The organism is Bradyrhizobium sp. USDA 4341 (assembly GCF_054063755.1).
This window is the reverse complement of the sequence record NZ_JBSSGO010000002.1, coordinates 5,209,402-5,227,617: the sequence shown is the minus strand read 5'-3', so window position 1 is coordinate 5,227,617 and position 18,216 is coordinate 5,209,402. Positions and strand designations below refer to the sequence as shown.

At 65.2% G+C, this 18,216-nt stretch carries 19 protein-coding genes; 2 read left to right on the top strand and 17 right to left on the bottom strand.

Annotated elements, in window-relative coordinates:
* Positions 1-89: 89 nt before the first annotated feature.
* From ACVIGB_RS30785 to rimP, 3 genes are read right to left on the bottom strand one after another with little or no spacing between them, the layout of a single operon-like run.
* Positions 90-776, bottom strand: coding sequence for an RNA-binding protein (locus ACVIGB_RS30785; RefSeq protein ID WP_092120687.1), 687 nt, complete (start codon positions 774-776; stop codon positions 90-92).
* A gap of 15 nt (positions 777-791) precedes the next feature.
* Positions 792-2,405, bottom strand: a complete 1,614-nt coding sequence (gene nusA, locus ACVIGB_RS30780; RefSeq protein WP_092120684.1) for a transcription termination factor NusA — start codon at positions 2,403-2,405, stop codon at positions 792-794.
* Positions 2,406-2,408: 3 nt separating this feature from the next.
* The gene (rimP, locus tag ACVIGB_RS30775; RefSeq protein ID WP_456719828.1) at positions 2,409-3,185 is read right to left on the bottom strand and encodes a ribosome maturation factor RimP; all 777 of its coding nucleotides are present in this window, start codon (positions 3,183-3,185) and stop codon (positions 2,409-2,411) included.
* A 347-nt stretch (positions 3,186-3,532) separates the two neighbouring features.
* Here rimP and ACVIGB_RS30770 point away from each other — a divergent pair, with 347 nt between their 5' ends.
* Entirely contained in the window at positions 3,533-4,603 is a 1,071-nt protein-coding gene (locus tag ACVIGB_RS30770) for a DUF2336 domain-containing protein (protein WP_456719829.1), read from the top strand.
* Between the two features lie 245 nt (positions 4,604-4,848).
* Positions 4,849-5,691: a phytanoyl-CoA dioxygenase family protein gene (locus tag ACVIGB_RS30765; RefSeq protein WP_456719830.1), complete on the top strand. Its 843-nt coding sequence runs from the start codon at positions 4,849-4,851 to the stop codon at positions 5,689-5,691.
* A gap of 112 nt (positions 5,692-5,803) precedes the next feature.
* Here ACVIGB_RS30765 and ACVIGB_RS30760 read toward each other — a convergent pair whose 3' ends face one another.
* The 14 genes from ACVIGB_RS30760 to ACVIGB_RS30695 all read right to left on the bottom strand — a co-directional run bounded on the left by ACVIGB_RS30760 (position 5,804) and on the right by ACVIGB_RS30695 (position 18,133).
* Positions 5,804-6,544, bottom strand: coding sequence for a tRNA (guanine(46)-N(7))-methyltransferase TrmB (locus ACVIGB_RS30760; protein WP_456719831.1), 741 nt, complete (start codon positions 6,542-6,544; stop codon positions 5,804-5,806).
* Positions 6,541-7,665: a M20 family metallopeptidase gene (locus tag ACVIGB_RS30755; RefSeq protein WP_456719832.1), complete on the bottom strand. Its 1,125-nt coding sequence runs from the start codon at positions 7,663-7,665 to the stop codon at positions 6,541-6,543. The genes ACVIGB_RS30760 and ACVIGB_RS30755 overlap by 4 nt, the downstream gene beginning before the upstream one ends.
* 205 nt (positions 7,666-7,870) lie before the next feature.
* Positions 7,871-8,287 carry a helix-turn-helix domain-containing protein gene (locus tag ACVIGB_RS30750; protein ID WP_021082652.1) on the bottom strand — a complete coding sequence of 139 codons (417 nt, stop codon included), beginning with the start codon at positions 8,285-8,287 and terminating at the stop codon, positions 7,871-7,873.
* Positions 8,288-8,549: 262 nt separating this feature from the next.
* Positions 8,550-10,163, bottom strand: coding sequence for an apolipoprotein N-acyltransferase (lnt, locus tag ACVIGB_RS30745; RefSeq protein ID WP_456719833.1), 1,614 nt, complete (start codon positions 10,161-10,163; stop codon positions 8,550-8,552).
* Positions 10,160-11,272: a hemolysin family protein gene (locus ACVIGB_RS30740; RefSeq protein ID WP_171947917.1), complete on the bottom strand. Its 1,113-nt coding sequence runs from the start codon at positions 11,270-11,272 to the stop codon at positions 10,160-10,162. Before ACVIGB_RS30740 ends, lnt begins: the two co-directional genes overlap by 4 nt.
* 1 nt (position 11,273) lies before the next feature.
* Positions 11,274-11,771, bottom strand: coding sequence for an rRNA maturation RNase YbeY (gene ybeY / locus ACVIGB_RS30735; RefSeq protein WP_456719834.1), 498 nt, complete (start codon positions 11,769-11,771; stop codon positions 11,274-11,276).
* 68 nt (positions 11,772-11,839) lie between these two features.
* Positions 11,840-12,910, bottom strand: coding sequence for a PhoH family protein (locus ACVIGB_RS30730; protein ID WP_092120660.1), 1,071 nt, complete (start codon positions 12,908-12,910; stop codon positions 11,840-11,842).
* Between the two features lie 5 nt (positions 12,911-12,915).
* Positions 12,916-14,304 (bottom strand): tRNA (N6-isopentenyl adenosine(37)-C2)-methylthiotransferase MiaB, encoded by a 1,389-nt coding sequence (gene miaB / locus ACVIGB_RS30725; RefSeq protein ID WP_456719835.1) that lies wholly within the window; start codon positions 14,302-14,304, stop codon positions 12,916-12,918.
* 59 nt (positions 14,305-14,363) lie between these two features.
* Positions 14,364-15,062, bottom strand: coding sequence for an HAD family hydrolase (locus ACVIGB_RS30720; RefSeq protein ID WP_456719836.1), 699 nt, complete (start codon positions 15,060-15,062; stop codon positions 14,364-14,366).
* Between the two features lie 5 nt (positions 15,063-15,067).
* Positions 15,068-15,520 (bottom strand): Fur family transcriptional regulator, encoded by a 453-nt coding sequence (locus ACVIGB_RS30715; RefSeq protein WP_092120651.1) that lies wholly within the window; start codon positions 15,518-15,520, stop codon positions 15,068-15,070.
* 68 nt (positions 15,521-15,588) lie between these two features.
* On the bottom strand, positions 15,589-16,074 hold the full coding sequence (gene rimI / locus ACVIGB_RS30710; protein ID WP_456719837.1) for a ribosomal protein S18-alanine N-acetyltransferase: 486 nt from the start codon (positions 16,072-16,074) through the stop codon (positions 15,589-15,591).
* Positions 16,071-16,766, bottom strand: coding sequence for a tRNA (adenosine(37)-N6)-threonylcarbamoyltransferase complex dimerization subunit type 1 TsaB (gene tsaB, locus ACVIGB_RS30705; protein WP_456719838.1), 696 nt, complete (start codon positions 16,764-16,766; stop codon positions 16,071-16,073). The genes rimI and tsaB overlap by 4 nt, the downstream gene beginning before the upstream one ends.
* 161 nt (positions 16,767-16,927) lie before the next feature.
* Complete coding sequence (locus tag ACVIGB_RS30700; RefSeq protein WP_092120642.1) at positions 16,928-17,497, bottom strand: NifU family protein; 570 nt, start codon at positions 17,495-17,497, stop codon at positions 16,928-16,930.
* A gap of 141 nt (positions 17,498-17,638) precedes the next feature.
* On the bottom strand, positions 17,639-18,133 hold the full coding sequence (locus tag ACVIGB_RS30695; RefSeq protein WP_092120638.1) for a universal stress protein: 495 nt from the start codon (positions 18,131-18,133) through the stop codon (positions 17,639-17,641).
* Between the last annotated feature and the right edge of the window lie 83 nt (positions 18,134-18,216).

Genomic DNA, 18,216 nt, shown 5'->3' with positions numbered 1-18,216 from the left:
TTTCGCTGTGCGTATGCCGCACAAATCCTTCAACTGTCGTCGTTTGCTGAGCATGATCCGGTCGGAAAGACGGCGTCCGCCTTCCTGAATCAGGCTCTGGAATTTCTGGCCGCTTCGGCGGTCTTGTCGTCGTCGGCCATCCGGTATCGGACCAGCAACTGGCAGCGCGACAGGAACGTCTTGCTCGCCGGGCCCGCGAGCAGCGCAGCATGTATCACATTTGACCGCCCAAGTGCCAAATCCAATTCTTCCGACGTCAAAACATTGACGACGGCGATTACCGGCGATTCACCACGTTTTTCGCCCCTTTGCCTGACGATCGCGTCCAATTTGCGGATTCCGTCCGCTGCGCCGTCCGAAGCGTGGATCAGGGCTGCAGTTTCGTTCCGGTTGAGTGCGTCCTCGACCTTGCCGAAGCCCGCCACGACCTGCCCGGCCTTGGCGGCCATCGCCAGGGCCTCGGTGACGCTGCGGACCAGGAGGGCGTCGGTGTCGGCGGGAAGGGTCGGCGCGACGCGGACATCGCGCTTGAATCCCTTGCTAAATTGGTGACGACGGACCGCTTCCGCAACGCTGCGCCGCGAGGCGGAAACCCACATTCCGCGGCCCGGCAGCTTGCGCTTGAGATCCGGGATCACCTCGCCCGTAGGCGCGATGACGAACCGGATCAATTCGTCGATCGGACGCACCTCGCGGCTGACCGCGCACATCCGCGTGGTCGCGGACTTCTGCGTCCGCGGTCCATCGTCGAGATCGGGGTCAGCCTGAGCGAGCATCCGTGGGGCATCTCCTTACGAGGCCGTTTCTGCTTCGGCGGCCTCGGCCTCCTCAGCAGGCTTGGCAAGGTCGGCCTCGGTGATCCAGCCGGCCTTCAGACGGGCCTGCATGATCATGGCCTCGGCCTCGTCGCGCGAGACCTCGATGCCATCGAGGAACCCGGCATGCTTGGTCGGCTCGCCGCCTTCCTTGCGCTCGGTCCAGCCGACCAGATCGTCGGTGGCGCAGCCGGCCAGATCCTCGACGGTCTTCACGTCGTTCTCGCCGAGCTTCACCAGCATCTTGCCGGTGACGCCGGGCACGTCCTTCATGGCGTCCTCGACGCCGAGTTCCTTGCGCTTGGCCTCGAGTTCAGCCTCAAGCTGCTCCAGATATTCGCGGGCGCGGGTCTGCAGCTCGGTAGCGGTCTCCTCGTCGAAACCTTCGATACCGGCAAGTTCCTTGACATCGACCAGCGCGAGTTCCTCGACCGAGGTGAAGCCTTCGGAGGCGAGCAGCTGGCCGACCACCTCGTCGACATTGAGCGCTTCCATGAACACGCGGGTCGAGTTCTCGAAGTCGGCCTGGCGGCGCTCCGACTCTTCCTGCTCGGTCAGGATGTCGATGTCCCAGCCGGTCAGCTGCGAGGCGAGGCGGACGTTCTGGCCGCGGCGGCCGATCGCCAGCGACAGCTGGTTGTTGGTGTCGGGAACCACGACCTCGATGCGCTCGCGGTCTTCGTCGATCACGACCTTGGCGACTTCAGCCGGCGCCAGCGCGTTGACGACGAAGGTCGCGATGTCGGGCGACCACGGAATGATGTCGATCTTCTCGCCCTGCAGCTCGTTCACCACGGCCTGCACGCGCGAGCCGCGCATGCCGACGCAGGCGCCGACCGGGTCGACCGAGGAATCGCGCGAGATCACGCCGATCTTGGCGCGCGAGCCGGGATCGCGGGCGACCGCCTTGATCTCGACGATGCCGTCGTAGATTTCGGGCACTTCCTGCGCGAACAGCTTCGCCATGAACTGCGGATGGGTGCGCGACAGGAAGATCTGCGGACCGCGGGTCTCGCGGCGGACGTCGAAGATATAGGCGCGGACGCGGTCGCCGTTGCGGAACACTTCGCGCGGCAGCATCTCGTCGCGGCGCACGATCGCTTCGCCACGGCCGAGGTCGACGATCACGCTGCCGTATTCGACGCGCTTGACGATGCCGTTGACGATGTCGCCGATGCGGTCCTTGAATTCCTGGTACTGCCGGTCGCGCTCGGCCTCGCGCACCTTCTGCACGATCACCTGCTTGGCGGATTGCGCGGCGATACGGCCATATTCCAGCGGCGGCAGCGTGTCGGCGATGGTGTCGCCGACCTGGGCGCCCGGATTGGCGCGCTGCGCATCATGCAGCGAAATCTGGTTCGACGAGTTCTCGACGACATCGACCACCAGCATGTGGCGGGTCAATCGCAGCTCACCCTTCTTGGCGTCGATCTCGGCATGGACATCGGTCTCGCTGCCGTAGCGGGCACGCGCCGCCTTGGCGATGGCGTCTTCCATGGCCGCGATCACGATGGAGCGGTCGATCGACTTTTCGCGCGCAACTGCGTCTGCGATCTGCAGCAGTTCGAGTTTGTTGGCGCTGACTGCCATGGCTTAGTCTCCTTCGAATGGATCGATCTCGCCACGGCGCGCGCGTTCGGCGGCCAGGCGGTGCTTTTTGGTGTTGGTCGGGGCCGGCTTGGTGCCGGGCTTGAGAGCAGGCTTGGGTTTCGGCTTCTGACTCTTCGCAGGATCGTTCTTCTTGGCGTGGGCCGGCTGCGGCGGCGCGAGGCCGAGCTCGCGGCGCAGCTCGCGCTCGGCGGCCTTGCCGCGGCGCATCGATTCCTCGATCAGCTCGTCGGTCAGCACCAGCCGCGCGTCCGAAATGTCCTCCATCACCAGAAGAACTTCGGCGTCCTCAGTGGGACGTGAATCGTCGCGCTTGATGCGCACCGCATTGCCCTCGACGCCGGCGAGCAGGCCGCGGAACCGCTTGCGGCCCTGATGCGCCACCGCCATCTCGATCTTCACCAGATGCCCGGTGTAGCGCTCGAAGTCGGAGCGGCGCACCAGCGGCCGGTCAATTCCGGGCGACGAGATTTCCAGCCGGTAGGCGCGCTCGATCGGGTCGGCGACATCGAGTACCGGCGACAGCGCGCGCGATATCGCCTCGCAATCCTCGAGCTGCATCGAGCCGTCGGGACGCTCCGCCATGATCTGCACGGTGCAGCCGGCGTCGCCCGAGACCTTGATGCGCACCAGGCGATAGCCCATGCCCTGCAGCACCGGGACCGCGACCGCGGCGACGCGCGCCGCGACCCCGGGCTCGACGACGAGCCGCGGCTCGGCGAGCAGTTCGGTGTCCACGGACGTGGCGGTCGGATCGGTCATATCCAGTGTCAAAGGCTGTCTAAGGTCTAAAGGTTGTCTGATGTCTGTTGTGTTGTTCAGGTGGCCTTAAGGGGCCGCTAACGCTACCTAAACTGGACCCGGCCTCGCTGGGTCCCGTCAGGTAATAAAAAAGAGCGGGTCCCGGGGGGCCCACTCTCCTACGCGATCGTATGAGATACCATAAGTTGCGGTGGATATAGCCCTTTTGCCCGGGTCCGGCAAGGCCTCCCGGCCCGGCGGAGGGCGATTTTGCGGGCTCCGGGGTGCAGGTTTGACCTAACCCTCCGTTTACGAACGGGGCCATAGATTGCCGAAAATCGGCAGAAGTCGCCGGTTGGACAAGGCTCATGACGACAGCCCCCGCGCTGATCCCGGAACTCGACGACATCGTTCGCCGCGGCGACCCCAAGCGCCGCGCCGAAGCCGCGCGGCGGCTCGGCGAGCTGTTCCTGCAGGGTGCCGCGAGCTTTCGCCCGGACCATATCGACCTGTTCGACGGGGTGCTGACCAGTCTGGTCCCGCATGCCGACCTTGCTGCGCGGATCGATCTCGCCGAACGGCTCGCGCCGCTCGCCAACGCGCCGCGGCATCTGGTTGGGCAACTCGCCCGCGAGGACGAGGTCGCGATCGCGGGGCCGGTGCTGCGCCAATCGCCGGTGATTGACGAAAAGGTGCTGGTCGAGATCGCCAATGCCAAGGGCCAGGGTCATCTGCTGGCAATGGCCGAGCGGTCCAAGCTCTCGACCGCGCTGACCGATGTCATCGTCCGTCGCGGCGATCGCGATGTCATCCGATGCGCAGCCGGCAATGCGGGCGCGGCGTTCTCGGACGCGTCCTTCACGACGCTGGTGCGGCGCGCCGGTCAGGATGGCGTGCTGACGCTGCGGATCGGCCGCCGTGACGATCTCCCGCCCGTGCATCTGAAGAGCCTGCTGGCCGGCTCGATCGACGTGATCCGCCGCCGGTTGCAGGTCATCGCCAAGCCGGAACGGCAGGCCGAGATCAAGCTGGCGATGAACGAGATCGAAGGCGTCGTCGCGCAAGTCGAGGGCCGCGATTTCGCTGCCGCGCAGCGCGCGATCCTGGCATTGCATCGCGCCGGCGAATTGAACGAGGCCGCGGTGGCAGGCTTCGCCAAGGCCTTCAAATACGAGGAATGCGTGGCGGCGCTCGCGGCGATGACCGGCGTGAAGATCGTCACGCTCGATCGCCTGATCTCCGGCGATCGCTACGATCCGATCCTGATCGCCGGCAAGACGATCGGGTTCGAATGGCCGGCCGTGCGCGCGCTGATCCTGATGCGGCTCGGGCCGAACCGCGTGCCGTCGCCGGCCGATATCGAAGGCGCGCGGGTGAATTTCGTTCGCCTGATGCCAACCACTGCGCAGCGCGTCGTGGATTTCTGGAAGTCGCGCTAGGCACACCAACAAGCTCTCGATTCCGTCATTCCCGCGCAGAGGCTTCGCCTTTGTCGCTGGAGGACCGCCGCAGGCGCGTCTCGAAGGATGCACGGCCACGCTGTTGCAGCCGGGCCGTCGTGCTTCGAGACGGCCGCTTTGCGGCCTCCTCAGCATGACGGATCATAATGCGTGCTTCCCAAACCCAGAATCGTGCCGCTATGCTCACATGCAAGGCGCGACACAGCGCCAACGGGGAGATCGCCATGCTGACGGACGCCGACATCCAATCGCACGCCGAGCGGATCCGTGACGACGGATACACTGTGATCGAGCGCGCCGCCTCGCCTGACTTGGTCGAGGGGTTGAAGGACGCGGTGCTGAGAATCGAGAGCGAGCACAATCTCGGCCCCGCCAGGACGTCGTTCGAGGGTTTCAAGACGCTGCGCATCAACAACCTCCTGACCTATGACGATCTGTTCTGGGAGGTGCCGCTGCATGAGAACGTGCTGCCGGTGGTCGAACGCGTGCTGGACAAAGAATGCCTGCTGTCGTCGTTCTGCTCGCTGGTGCTCGGCCCGGGCCAGGAGGCGCAGCCGATCCACGAAGACACCCAGTTGATCCCGCTGCCGCGGCCGCACATTCCGATCACGATCAATGCGATCTGGGCGCTGTCCGATTTCCGCGACGACAACGGCGCGACGCGGATCATTCCGCGCAGCCACACATTCGATTCGTCGCCGGAATACGGCAAGGATTACGACGCGGTCACCGCGACCATGCCGGCGGGCAGCGTGATGCTGTTCGACAGCGCACTGTGGCATGGCGGCGGCGCCAACACCAGCGACGCCCGGCGCTTTGCCTTTTCCTGCGCCTATTGCTGGGGCTGGATGCGCCAGCAGGAGAATCTGCAGCTCGGCATTCCGCGCGAGACCGCAGCCCGCTTTCCGCGCCGCCTGCAGGAATTGTGCGGTTACAGCGTCTACAAGGGCCAGTTCGGCCATATCGACAATCACGATCCGATCGAGCTGCTCGGTCGCGAGCGTGGCAAGCGCATGGTCTGGGAAGCGACCGACGTCAGGAAGGCGCGGGTGGCGGGGCAGGGATGACTGGTCGTCATTCCGGAGCTCGCGCAGCGAGAGCCCGGAATCCATTTCTCGGTTCGTACAGGCGGCGCAAAGGATTCCGGGCTCGCGACTGCGTTGCACCCCGGAATGACGATTAGGGCAAGCGCTTGAATCGCAAATACGCCGCCTTGCGCCCTTCGCGCTCGGCCTTGGCGCCGTAGCGCGTCATGGTGTAGTCCGGCCACGGCTGCTGCCAGTCGATCGCCCGCTCGGCGAGCCAGGCGAAGTCGGGCGAGCGCATCAGATGCGCGAGCGTCCAGGCGCAATAGTCGTCGATGTCGCTGACGAAGCGGAATTCGCCGCACGGCGGCAGCAGCCGGGTCATCGCCGCAACCGTTGCATCCTGCACGAAGCGCCGCTTCCAGTGCCGCCGCTTCGGCCAGGGATCGGGATGAATCAGGTCGATGCGCGCCAGCGAGCGCGCTGGCGCCCAGGCCAGCAGCTCGGCGGCGTCGCCGGCGAACAGGCGGATGTTGCCGATATTGTGCGCCTCGATCTGGGTCAGGATCTTGGCCATCCCGTTGACATAGGGCTCGCAGCCGATGAAGCCGATCGCCGGAAATGCCTGCGCTTCCGCGATCAAATGCTCGCCGCCGCCGAAGCCGATCTCGAGCCTGACATTCGCGATGCCGTCATCGAACAGTTCGGTCAGCGCCTCGGGCGCGGGTGCCGCGATGTCGAGCGACAGATGCGGCAGCAGATTGTCGATCAGGTCGGCCTGGTGCGCGCGCAGTTTGTGGCCCTTGCGCCGCCCGAAGAACGAGCCGCGCGAATGGGCCATCTCGCCATCGTCGGACGAATCGCGATCGCCGCTGTCGTTCGGAGCCGGTGTCATCGCAGCGTCTGGTAGAGACGGTAGAGCAGGCGCGCGCGGGGCTCGATCGACGAGATGTAGAGCTGCTCGTAGTGGGTATGCGCGCCCTTGCCGTCGACGCCGAGGCCGTCGAGCGTTGCGGTATGCGGTGCGGTGAAATTGCCGTCGGAGCCGCCGCCGGTGAACACATCGATCAGCTCGAAGCCGAGTTCGCCTGCAAGCTCCCTGGCGTGTTCGTAGAGCGCGGCGCCGGCATTGCTCTTCTCATAGGGCGGACGGTTCAATTCCCCGGTCACCCTCACGCTGACGCCGACGGTGCGCGAGGTGATGCCGAGGATCTTCGGCACCAGCTCGTCGGCGTCGGCCATGGTCGGCACGCGCATGTCGACCTCGGCGTAGGCCTCTTCGGCGATCACGTTCGGCTTGGTGCCGCCGCGCACCACGCCGACATTGACGGTGACGCCGCGCTTGAGATCGTTCATCGCCTCCAGCGCCAGGATCACATGGCCGAGTTCCCGGATCGCGCTGCGGCCATCCTCGGGGCGCGTGCCGGCATGTGCCGGCGCGCCCTTGATATGCACGTCGAAGCGCGCGACGCCCTTGCGCCCGGTGACGATCTTGCCGCCGTCGCGCGCCGGCTCGGTCACCAGCACGTATTTGGCCTTGCGGCCCTCGGCCTCGATCAGCGCCCGCGAGGTCGGGCTGCCGATTTCCTCGTCCGATACGTAGAGCTGGGTGATGCCAAGCGGCGGGCGCACGTCATCGGCGCAGATCTGCCGGAACGCGTGATAGGCGAGATAGGCGCCGCCCTTCATGTCGTAGATGCCCGGGCCGAACGCACTGTCGCCTTCGATCTTGAATGGTAACCGTTCGATGAATCCCATCGGATGAACTGTGTCGAGATGGCTCAACACCAGAATGCCCGGCGCGTCCTGCCCCCAGGACGAGCGCGTCACCAGGTGATCGCCGCAGCCGTCGCGTCCCGCAACGCGGTCGACGGTGGCCGGCAGGTCGCGATATTCAGACGCGACGAGATCAGCCAGCTTGTTGACCTGATCCGGCCGCTCCGTCGGAGATTCGATCTCGACCCAGCGGCGAATGCCGTCGAGGATATCAGCGGTTTCGAACGGGTTGCTGGCCATGTTGTTGTCGTCGCCTGTGAATTCGCTTTGTCATTCAGCGCACGCGCCAAAGCATGATCCGGAAAAGTGTGACGCAGTTTTCCGAAAGATCATGCTCGATCAAGGACTAGAGCGCGACGAGATTCCATCGGAACTCGTCACGCCTTAACGTATGCCGGAATGACATATTCCAGATTTGACGATCTCTCAAACGGATATGGCCGGATCAGACCTGCTCGGCAGCCTCGCGTGCCGCGATCTGCTCGACCAGTTCGACGATGCTGCGGCGGAGCTTGGCGTCCGCGATCCGCGTGAACGCGCGGGTCAGGGCCAAGCCTTCGGCGGTTGCCAGAAAATCGGACACATAGGCCGGCGAGGAGCCCTCGCTGAAGCCGTCAGCGGTCTTGACCCCGCTCGGGCCGCCATCGAACAGGAAAGAGACCGGCACCTGCAGGATTTCGGAGATCTGCTGCAGCCGGCTGGCGCCGACACGGTTGGTGCCCTTCTCGTATTTCTGCACCTGCTGGAACGTCAGGCCTAACGCCTCGCCCAGTTTTTCCTGGCTCATGCCGAGCATGATGCGTCGCATACGGACGCGGCTGCCGACATATTTGTCAACAGGATTGGGCGCTTTGGTGGACATCTCCAACTCTCCTAAGGGATTGCGCGCCCGGGGGTGAGGCAAGTTGGGCGTGGAGTATGCCTCAGGCGCCGGTGCCGTCAAATCCTGCAAGGAGGATCGGGACGAAATGCGGACAATTTGCGCAAAGGGGCTGACTTGGCTTGTGATTTCGCGTGGACCCGTACAATGCGAAGTGCACGGTCGATCTGTCAACAGGTGGAATCACGCTGAGGTAAATTTCGACACTTTTTCGGGTTCGTGTGACAACCGGCGATAAGCGCCGTCAGGCCTTTCGCCTGACAAAACGCCTCCGCAATACGATTGCGAGGGCAACTAACACAATCACAGCGGCGGGGATATTGCCGACACGCGCATAGATCGTCGGCGCGATGGCCGTCGGCAGGCCGGCATCGAGCACGCCTTCGATGCCGAGTCCGAGTCGGGCGACAATCCGCCCGAGCGGGTCGATGATGGCCGATATGCCCGTATTCGCGGCGCGCACCATCGGCAGGCCTTCCTCGATCGAGCGCAGCCGGGCCTGCTGCAGATGCTGATAGGGGCCGGTCGAGATTCCGAACCAGCCGTCATTGGTGACGTTGATGATCCAGCCGGGGCGGTCGTCGCGACTCACGACATTGCCGGGGAAGATCGCCTCGTAGCAGATCAAGGGCAGCGCGCGCGGCGCATTCGGAATATCGAGCGTCCGGCGGATCGTGCCGGGAATGAAGCCGCCCTGCACCTTGGTGAGCTGCACGAAGCCGAGCTTCTCCATCCAGTCCTGGAACGGCAGATATTCTCCGAATGGGACAAGGTGCAGCTTGTCGTAGACCGCAAGCACGCTGCCGTCATGGTCGATGACGTAGATCGAATTATACGCGCGCGTGACGCGGACGCCGGGCGGCAGATCGGGCGCGCGCACCGAACCGGTGATCAGCACCGTTCCCTTCGGCAGCAAGTCGGCGATCTGCGCCATCGCGTCGGCTTCCTTGGTCAGGAAGAACGGAAACGCGGATTCCGGCCAGATCAGGATGGTGGAGTCGCTCACGCCGGTCGAATGCGGCCCGGACGCACGATCCGACAGGGTGAGATATTTCTGCATCACCGCCGCCTTCGCCGAGTAGTTGAACTTGGCGTCCTGCTGCAGATCGGGCTGCATGATGCGCAGCTTGACGCCGCTGACCATGCTGGTCGGCTGCTGCGAGAGGCGGACCGCACCGAACGCCAGCATCGCGGCGAGAGCCAGCACCGCGGCCACCGGCGCGCGCCACGGCTTGCGGCCGCGTGAGGCGCCGTCGATCAGCACGGCGGGACTTGCGAAGATCGCGACTGCCAGGAATGTCATGCCCCACAGCCCGATCAGCGATGCGGTCTGGGCCAGCGCCAGGGGTTCGGTCAGTGCGTAGCCGAACGCATTCCACGGAAAGCCGCTGAGGAGATGGCCGCGCAGCCATTCCGAAATCGTAAGCCCGACCGCCAGCGCCAGCACGCGCGAAGCGTCGCGCGGCCAGATCAGCCGTGCCAGCGCGAAGCCGAAGGCGGTGAACAGCGCGAGATAGGCGGGCAGGCCGAGCACCGCGAACGGCGTCAGCCAGGCGAAGGTGTCTGCATCGACGAAGAAGGCGTAGCCGATCCAGTACAGTCCCGGCACGAAATAGCCGAGGCCGAACCAGAAGCCGGACAGCGCTGCGGCGGGTACGCCGCGCCAGCGTCCCGCAGCGCTGCCATCGATCAGCCAGACCGCGATCGAGAAGGTCAGGAAAAGCACCGGCCAGGCGTTGAACGGCGCCATCGCCAGCGAGGACAAGGCGCCGGCCGCGAGCGCGAGCGCGACGCGCTTCCATCCCCAGGTCAGGATGACGGCGAGACCGATCGATCGGAGCCTGTCGGAAAGCCTCACTGCGGACCGGCTCCCTCGCCGGGCGGCGGCATGTTGTCATTCGCCTGCGGGTTGCCGGAGTCCGGTGCCTGCTCGCGGCGCCGCTCGCGTTCCTTGCGCGGCGCCGGCCGTTCCTTGCGCGTCGTGATTCGCACGCGTTTGACCCGACGCGGATCGGCGTCGAGCACCTCGACCTCGTAGTTGCCCGGACCGGATATCACCTCGCCGCGCACCGGCAGGCGGCCGACGAACGACACGAGATAGCCGCCCAGCGTCTCGACCTCCTCGCCGGCCTCGCCGGTGACGAAGTCCTCGCCGATCACCGAACGGACATCGTCGAGGCTGGCGCGCGCGTCGGCGATAAAGGAGTTGTCCGGCTGGCGGACGATGGACGGCGGCTCGTCGGAATCATGCTCGTCGTCGATCTCGCCGACGATCTGCTCGACAATGTCCTCGATCGACACCAGCCCATCGGTGCCGCCATATTCGTCGACCACCAGCGCGAGATGGATGCGCGAGGCCTGCATCTGCGCCAACAGGTCGATCGCGCGCATCGACGGCGGGATGTAGAGCAGCTTGCGGATGATGTGGGCGTCCGCCAGCGGCAGCGCGAGGTCGACGCTGCGCAGATCGAGCCCGGCCGGGAACGGCTTCTTGCGCTTGGTCTTGGTCGCGTCGGTGACGCGCGCCTTCGCGGTCATGAAGGCGAGCAGGTCGCGGATGTGCACCATGCCCTCGGGGTCGTCGAGGGTTTCGTTGTAGACGACGAGCCGCGAATGCGCCGCGCTCTCGAACAGGCTCATCAATTCGCCGAGCGGAATGTCGCGCTTGACCGCGACGATGTCGGCGCGATGGATCATGACGTCGGCGATCCGCCGCTCGTTCAGCGACAGGATGTTGCGCAGCATGGTGCGCTCGATCGCCGAGAAGCCGACATCGTCGGGCGTCGAGGCGTCGAGCACCACCTGCAAATCGTCGCGTACCGAGCCGGCCTTCCAGCCGAACAGCGTGCGGATCGCTCGCACCAGCCAGCCTTCGGCCGCCGGGCGCTGCACCTCGCCTTCATGCACGACGGCGGGCAGGTTGCTCACATTGCGCGGATTGTCATGGGTCGGGTCGGAATCCGGCATGTCAGGCGATCCGATCCGCATAGGGGTCGGGAATGCCGAGGGAGGAGAGGATCTCGCGCTCGAGCGCCTCCATGTCCTCGGCATCGTCGTCGTTCTCGTGATCGTAACCGATCAGGTGCAGGAAGCCATGCACCGCGAGATGGCTCAAATGATGGTCGAACGGTTTCTGTTCTTCATCGGCTTCCCGCCGCGTCGTCTGATAGGCGATCGCGATATCGCCGAGCATGCGCGGGGCATCGCCTTCGCCGCCGGCGCCTTCCGGCTGCAGCGCCGGAAACGACAGCACGTTGGTCGGCTTGTCGATGCTGCGCCAGTTGGCGTTCAGGGTGCGGATCCCGGCGTCGTCGGTCAGCATCACCGCAAGCTCGGCATCCGCGACATCGGCATCGGCGATTGCGGCGGCGGCCTCGATGGCACGGTGAATCACCGCGTCGGCATCGGGCTCGGCCTGCCAGCATTCGGCGGTGACGAGAACCTCGGTTGCAGGAAAAGCGGACACGTTGGTTTCAAAATCTGCGTTATGGCCGGAACCCGCATCGCGCGGGCTCGCGGCCGAAGCTATTGGTCTCAAGATCTGGCGTTTGCCGGCTTTTGCGGCAATCCCTCATAGGCGGCCACAATGCGCGCCACCAATTCATGGCGGATGACGTCCTCGGCCTTGAAATGCACCTGCGCGATGCCTTCGACGCCGTCGAGCAGCTTCACGGCTTCCGTGAGTCCCGAAGCCTGGCCATGCGGCAGGTCGACCTGCGACGGGTCGCCGGTGACGATCATCCGGCTGTTCTCGCCGAGACGCGTCAAAAACATCTTCATCTGCATCGTCGTGGTGTTCTGCGCCTCGTCGAGGATGATGGCGGCATTGGTCAGGGTGCGGCCGCGCATGAAGGCGAGCGGCGCGATCTCGATCTCGTTGCCCTGCAGCGCGCGCTCGACCACACGGGCATCCATCAGATCGTACAGCGCATCGTAGATCGGGCGCAGATACGGATCGACCTTCTCCTTGAGGTCGCCGGGCAGGAAGCCGAGCCGCTCGCCGGCCTCGACCGCGGGCCGCGTCAGGATGATGCGATCGACTTCCTTGCGCTCGAACAGCTGTGCTGCGTGGGCGACCGCGAGCCAGGTCTTGCCGGTACCGGCCGGGCCGATGCCGAACACCAGTTCGTGCCGCTTCAGCGCGCGGATGTAGGAATCCTGCGCCGCGGTGCGGGCGCGCACCGGACGCTTGCGCAGATTGATCGTTTCAAACGTCGGCTTGGCAGTCTTGTTGTCGAATTCGAACAGCGAGCCTTGCGCGATCACGGCGCGGATCGCGCCTTCGACTTCGCCCTGATCGAGGTCGTGCCCTTCGACGGCCTGCGCATACAGGGTTTCGAGCACGCGCCGCGCCGCGTCGCAGCCGTCGCGCGAGCCCGCGATGGTGAGATGATTGCCGCGGGAATCGACCACGACGCCGAGCCGCCGCTCGATCAGCGCCAGATTCTGTCCGTAGGGGCCGACCAGCGCGGATGCGGCACGGTTGTCGTCGAAATCGATGACGACCTGAGTTTCAGGGGGCCGGGTCTCAGGTGGCATTTGCATGTCGCGGTCAGGTTTGCGGCTGGGAGCGAGCGAAGGCGAATCCGATGCGCTTTTGGGCAAGGATTTCAGGCTCCAATGGTCTGCGAAATGAGGCCGGGTGCGGATTGGGACGTGAGCTCGCCGATCAGGCTGTAGCGCTCGAGGCTGTCGATCCTCACCGGGAGGACCTTGCCGATGATGTCGGGTGACGCCATCACATGGGCGGGCTGCAGATAGGCGGTCCGGCCGACGATCTGGCCCGGATTGCGCGCGGCGCGCTCGAACAGCACATCGACCGTTGTGCCAATCGCAGCCCGGTTGAAGGCCGATTGCTGGCTGTCGATCAATTCTTGAAGCCGCCCCAAGCGCTCGTCCATCTCGGCTGCTGACACCGTCTCCCGCATCTCCGCCGCCGGCGTGCCCGGCCGAGGCGAATACTTGAATGAATACGCCGCAGCGTACCCGATTTGCGTGACAAGCGCGAGAGTGGCGGAAAATTCTTCCGCAGTCTCGCCGGGGAAGCCCACGATAAAATCTGATGAAAAAGCAATGTCTTGCCGCGCGGCCCGGAACCGGTCGATGACGCGCCGGTAGTCATCGGCGGTATGTTTCCGGTTCATGGCGGCAAGGATCCGGTCCGCCCCCGATTGCACCGGCAGGTGCACGAACGGCATCAGTTCGGGCAAATCGCGATGCGCCGCGATCAGGTCGTCGTCGACGTCGCGCGGATGGCTGGTGGAATAGCGCAGCCGCGTGACGCTGGGGATTTCGGCGAGCCGCTGCAACAATTTGCCGAGCGGCCAGGCGCGGCCGTCGGGGCCTTCGCCATGATAGGCGTTGACGTTCTGTCCGATCAGCGTGAATTCGCGCACGCCGTTGTCGGCGAGCTGCTTCACATCGTCGATGATCTTCGCGACCGGCCGCGAGACTTCCGCGCCGCGCGTATAGGGCACCACGCAGAAGGTGCAGAACTTGTCGCAACCTTCCTGCACCGTGACGAAGGCGGAGATGCCGCGGGCGCGGATCGCGTCGGGCTTCGGCTGCGGCAGGAAGCTGAACTTGTCCTCGACCGGGAATTCGGTTTCGAGCGCGCGGCCGTTTTCCTGGGCGCGCTTCAGGAGCGCAGGCAGATGATGATAGCTCTGCGGCCCGACCACGATGTCGACGGTCGGCGCACGATGGATGATCTCGGCGCCTTCGGCCTGCGCGACGCAGCCGGCGACCGCGATCTTCATCTCGCGGCCCTGGCGCGCGGCCTCATCCTTGGCGACGCGGAGCCGTCCGAGTTCGGAGTAGACCTTTTCCGACGCCTTCTCGCGGATGTGGCAGGTATTGAGGATCACGAGATCGGCGTCTTCGGCGCTCGCAGTCTCGACAAAGCCCTCGCCGGCCAGCGTGTCCACCATGCGCTGCGCATCGTAGACATTCATCTGGCAGCCATAGGACTTGATGTGCAGCTTGCGCGGCGTCGTCATGGAACCCTGAATGCGAAAATGGAAACGGCGCCATCAGGGCGCCGTTGCTCAAATAAGGCTTAAACCGGGGAAAATCCAGCGATCGAGCCGTGTTTTTGGCCGGCTTGGGCGATCAAATCGGGCAATTGGCGCATATCTTCGAAGGTTATGGCCGCGCCGGCCTGGCGCAGCATGTTCTCATGTCCCGCCGTGCAGTGGCTGCCGCCGCAAAAACCGAGCACGGTCATCCCGGCGGCGCGGCCGCCGGTGACGCCGGCCACCCTGTCCTCGATCACGATACAGCGCGCAGGGCTCGCGCCCATCCGGGTGGCCGCGAACAGGAAAAGATCGGGCGCCGGCTTGCCGCGCTTGACCTGCGCGGCGGAGAAAATATGCGGCGCGAGCTGGTCGTAGAGCCGGGCACAGGTCAGGCCGTGATGGATCTTCTGTGGCGTGCCGCTCGACGCCACGCATTTCGGCAAGGTGAGCGCGGCGATCGCCTCGCCGACATACGCGATCGCATTGAGATCGTCGGCATAGAGACTGAGCGTCGCGTGCCTGATCTCGGCCTCGAAGCTCTCGGGCAGCGCGCGGCCGATCTCGCTCTCCACGATCCGCCGGGCCTCGCGGTCGGACACGCCGAGGAAACGCTTCAGCACGCCGTCGGGCGTGATCGGAAAGCCGTGACGCGTCAGCGTGTCCGCATGCGCGCGACAGGAGATCACCTCGCTGTCAACAAGCACGCCGTCGCAATCGAAGATGACGAGGTCGAAGCTCACCCGGCTTACGACTTGCTGTCGTCGTCGAGCGGAACGCAATAGAGCTCGAGACGATGATCGACCAGCTTGTAGCCGAGCTTGCGCGCGATCTCGGCCTGCAGCTTCTCGATCTCCTCGGAGGTGAACTCGATCACCTTGCCGTCGCGCAGATTGATCAGATGGTCGTGATGGCTCTCGGGCATCTGCTCGTAGCGCGCGCGGCCCTCGCGGAAGTCGTGACGCTCGATGATGCCGGCGTCCTCGAACAGTTTGACGGTGCGATAGACCGTCGAGATCGAGATCTTGTCGTCGACCGCCACGCAGCGGCGGTAGAGTTCCTCGACATCGGGATGATCCATGGCCTCCGCCAGCACCCGCGCGATCACGCGGCGCTGTTCGGTCATGCGCATGCCGGTCGCGGCGCAGCGCGCCTCGATGCCAGTATTTTTATGCGCAGGCGGGATTTTCACCGTGGTCATGGGTTTCGGGCCGTATTCTTCAAACCTTGGGGTGGCAGAGCGGAGGGTGTTCTGCCATCGCGCCGATGTTACGACAAGTCGCGCCGCATCAGAAGCGCGTTCAAATGTTCCCCGCCGGGCTGCTTGTAATAGCGTTCGCGGCGGCCGATCACGCCGAATCCGGCCCTTTCGTATAGCCGTCGCGCCGGCTGGTTGTTCTCTTCCACCTCGAGGAAGATGGTGCGGATGCCGCGGCCGGCAAGATGACCGAGATGGGTCAGCAACAGGTCGCGCGACAGGCCGCGCCCGCGCTGATTGGAATCGATCGCGATCGACAGGATTTCGGCCTCATCCGCCGCCATCCGCGACACGGCGAAGCCGATCACCCTGCGGCCCTGGCGCAGCCGGTGCACCAACGTGTTGCGCTCGGTCAGCATCGCCTCGAATTCGCCTTCGCCCCAGCCGCGATGAAACGACGCGCCGTGCAATTGCGCGAGCCGCGCCGCATCGCGCAGCGACGCGGGCTCGACCGCGGGCGTGCCGCCGCCCCACCATCGCGACAGCCAGCCGATCATGTCGATGGCGGCGCGCTGATGACCAGGCGATCCTTTGGCGGCTTCGCGTCCGGTGCGCGCAGATAGAACGGACGCGGCGGCGCAGTGTCGGGATCCACCGCCGCCCCGACCCAGGCGACCCAGGTAATGTCGGGTGCGGGCTGCCTGTCGACCTTGACCGGCGGAGCGGCATCCGCAGGCCAGCGCTCGGCGAGGATGTTGGCAGCGTTGCCGACCAGATGCAGCGCGCCGAACTGTGCGGCCTCGAGCGCTTCTGCGATCGGCGCAACCTTCGGCTTGAGCATCAAGCTGCCGTCGCCGCCCACGAGTTGGAAATAGACGTGATCATGCCGCGCATCGATCGCCGACAGGATCGCGTGCGCGCCATTCTCGGCAACTACAGGCGCTGCGTAGGCGGCGAGCGTCGATAGCCCGACGACCGGCTTTTCCGCAGAGAGTGCGAGGCCGCGCGCTGCCGAGAGCCCGACGCGGAGGCCGGTGAAACTGCCGGGGCCGGTGGTGACGGCGATGCGGTCAAGCCCTGCAAAGCCGATACCGCTCTGTTTCATCACCCGCGCGATCAACGGCATCAGCGCCTCGGCATGGCCGCGCTGCATCGCCTGCGATTCGATGGCGATGGTATTGCCGGAGTTGGTGTCGAGCACCGCCGCGGAGCAGGCGTCGAGCGCCGTATCGATCGCGAGAATCATCATGGGGCAAACGTCAGGACGAACGGAAGGTCAGAACCATTTCCGATTCGCCGGCTCACTGTTCGTCCCCCCCTCTCAGGGCGGGCAAAGCGTGCAGTGCCTTGCCCACCATCAACTGTGTCGTATCGAAGGTGGGCCGCGCCTGGCTGCCCACCCGGCGCAAATTACATCGGCCGGACTTCCTGCACGTCGGGCACGAAGTGCCGCAGCAGGTTCTGGATGCCGTGTTGCAAGGTCGCGGTCGATGACGGGCATCCAGCACAGGAGCCCTTCATGTTGAGATAGACGATGCCATCCTTGAAGCCGCGGAAGGTGATGTCGCCGCCGTCATTGGCAACCGCCGGACGCACGCGGGTCTCGATCAGGTCCTTGATCTGCTCGACCGTCTCGGCGTCTGCCTCGTCGAAGAACTCGTCTTCCTCGTCGCGTGCGTCATCGCTCCCAGCGGTGCCGTCGGCGAGCAGCGGCGCGCCGGACATGTAATGCTCCATGATGGCGCCGAGGATCGCGGGCTTGAGGTGCTGCCAGTCGCCGTCCGCTTTGGTCACGGTGACGAAGTCGGCGCCGTAGAACACGCCGGTGACGCCTGACACGGCGAACAGCCGTTCGGCGAGCGGCGAGCGTGCCGCGGATTCGGGCGAGGAGAATTCCATGGTGCCGCTGTCGAGCACCGTGCGGCCCGGGATGAACTTCAGGGTGGCGGGATTGGGCGTAGCTTCGGTCTGAATGAACATTTGCTGTCTCCGGCGTCGCCGGTTCAAGGCCGGCGCGTTGAGTTCCCCTACCAGATGGCAATTAAAAAGCCTGCGATCAAGCTGCAAAACCGCGGTTCCAGACCCCAATCCATGCTCTGGAGCGGCTTCGAGGCCGATAACCTAGGACAAGGCGTCGATCTCGGCGTCGGTCAGGCCGCCGGGCACGATGGTCACCGGGATCGGGAATGCCCCCATGGTCTTGGCCATGGTGGTGATGATCGGCCCCGGCCCCTCGGCGCCCGGATTGGCGGCCAGCACCAGCATCGCGATATCGACGTCCTTGTCGATCACGTCGAGGATCTGCTCAGTCGGGTCGCCCTCGCGAATCACCCGCTCCGGGGTGATCGCGGCGATCCCGTTGGCGCGGCCGGCGGCGCGATCGAGCGCCTCATTGGCGGCTTCCTCGGCCTCCGCGCGCATGATGTCGGCGACCCCCAGCCATTGCTGGTTCTGGTCCTCGGTCTCGATCACCCGCAGCATCAGGACGCCGCCGCCGACCCGGATAGCCCACCGGCTGGCGTAATAGACCGCACGGTCCCATTCCGCGGTGTCGTCAACGATGACGAGGCATTTCGGCTTGTGACCTGTCTCGTAGCTTCGTCGCTGGGCGGTCATGCATGTCCCGGTGCTGAACCAAACCAACCCATGCTGCCACACTCCCTCCCTGTTGGGGAGAGGGCGCGCGCAGTTCTGCCGGT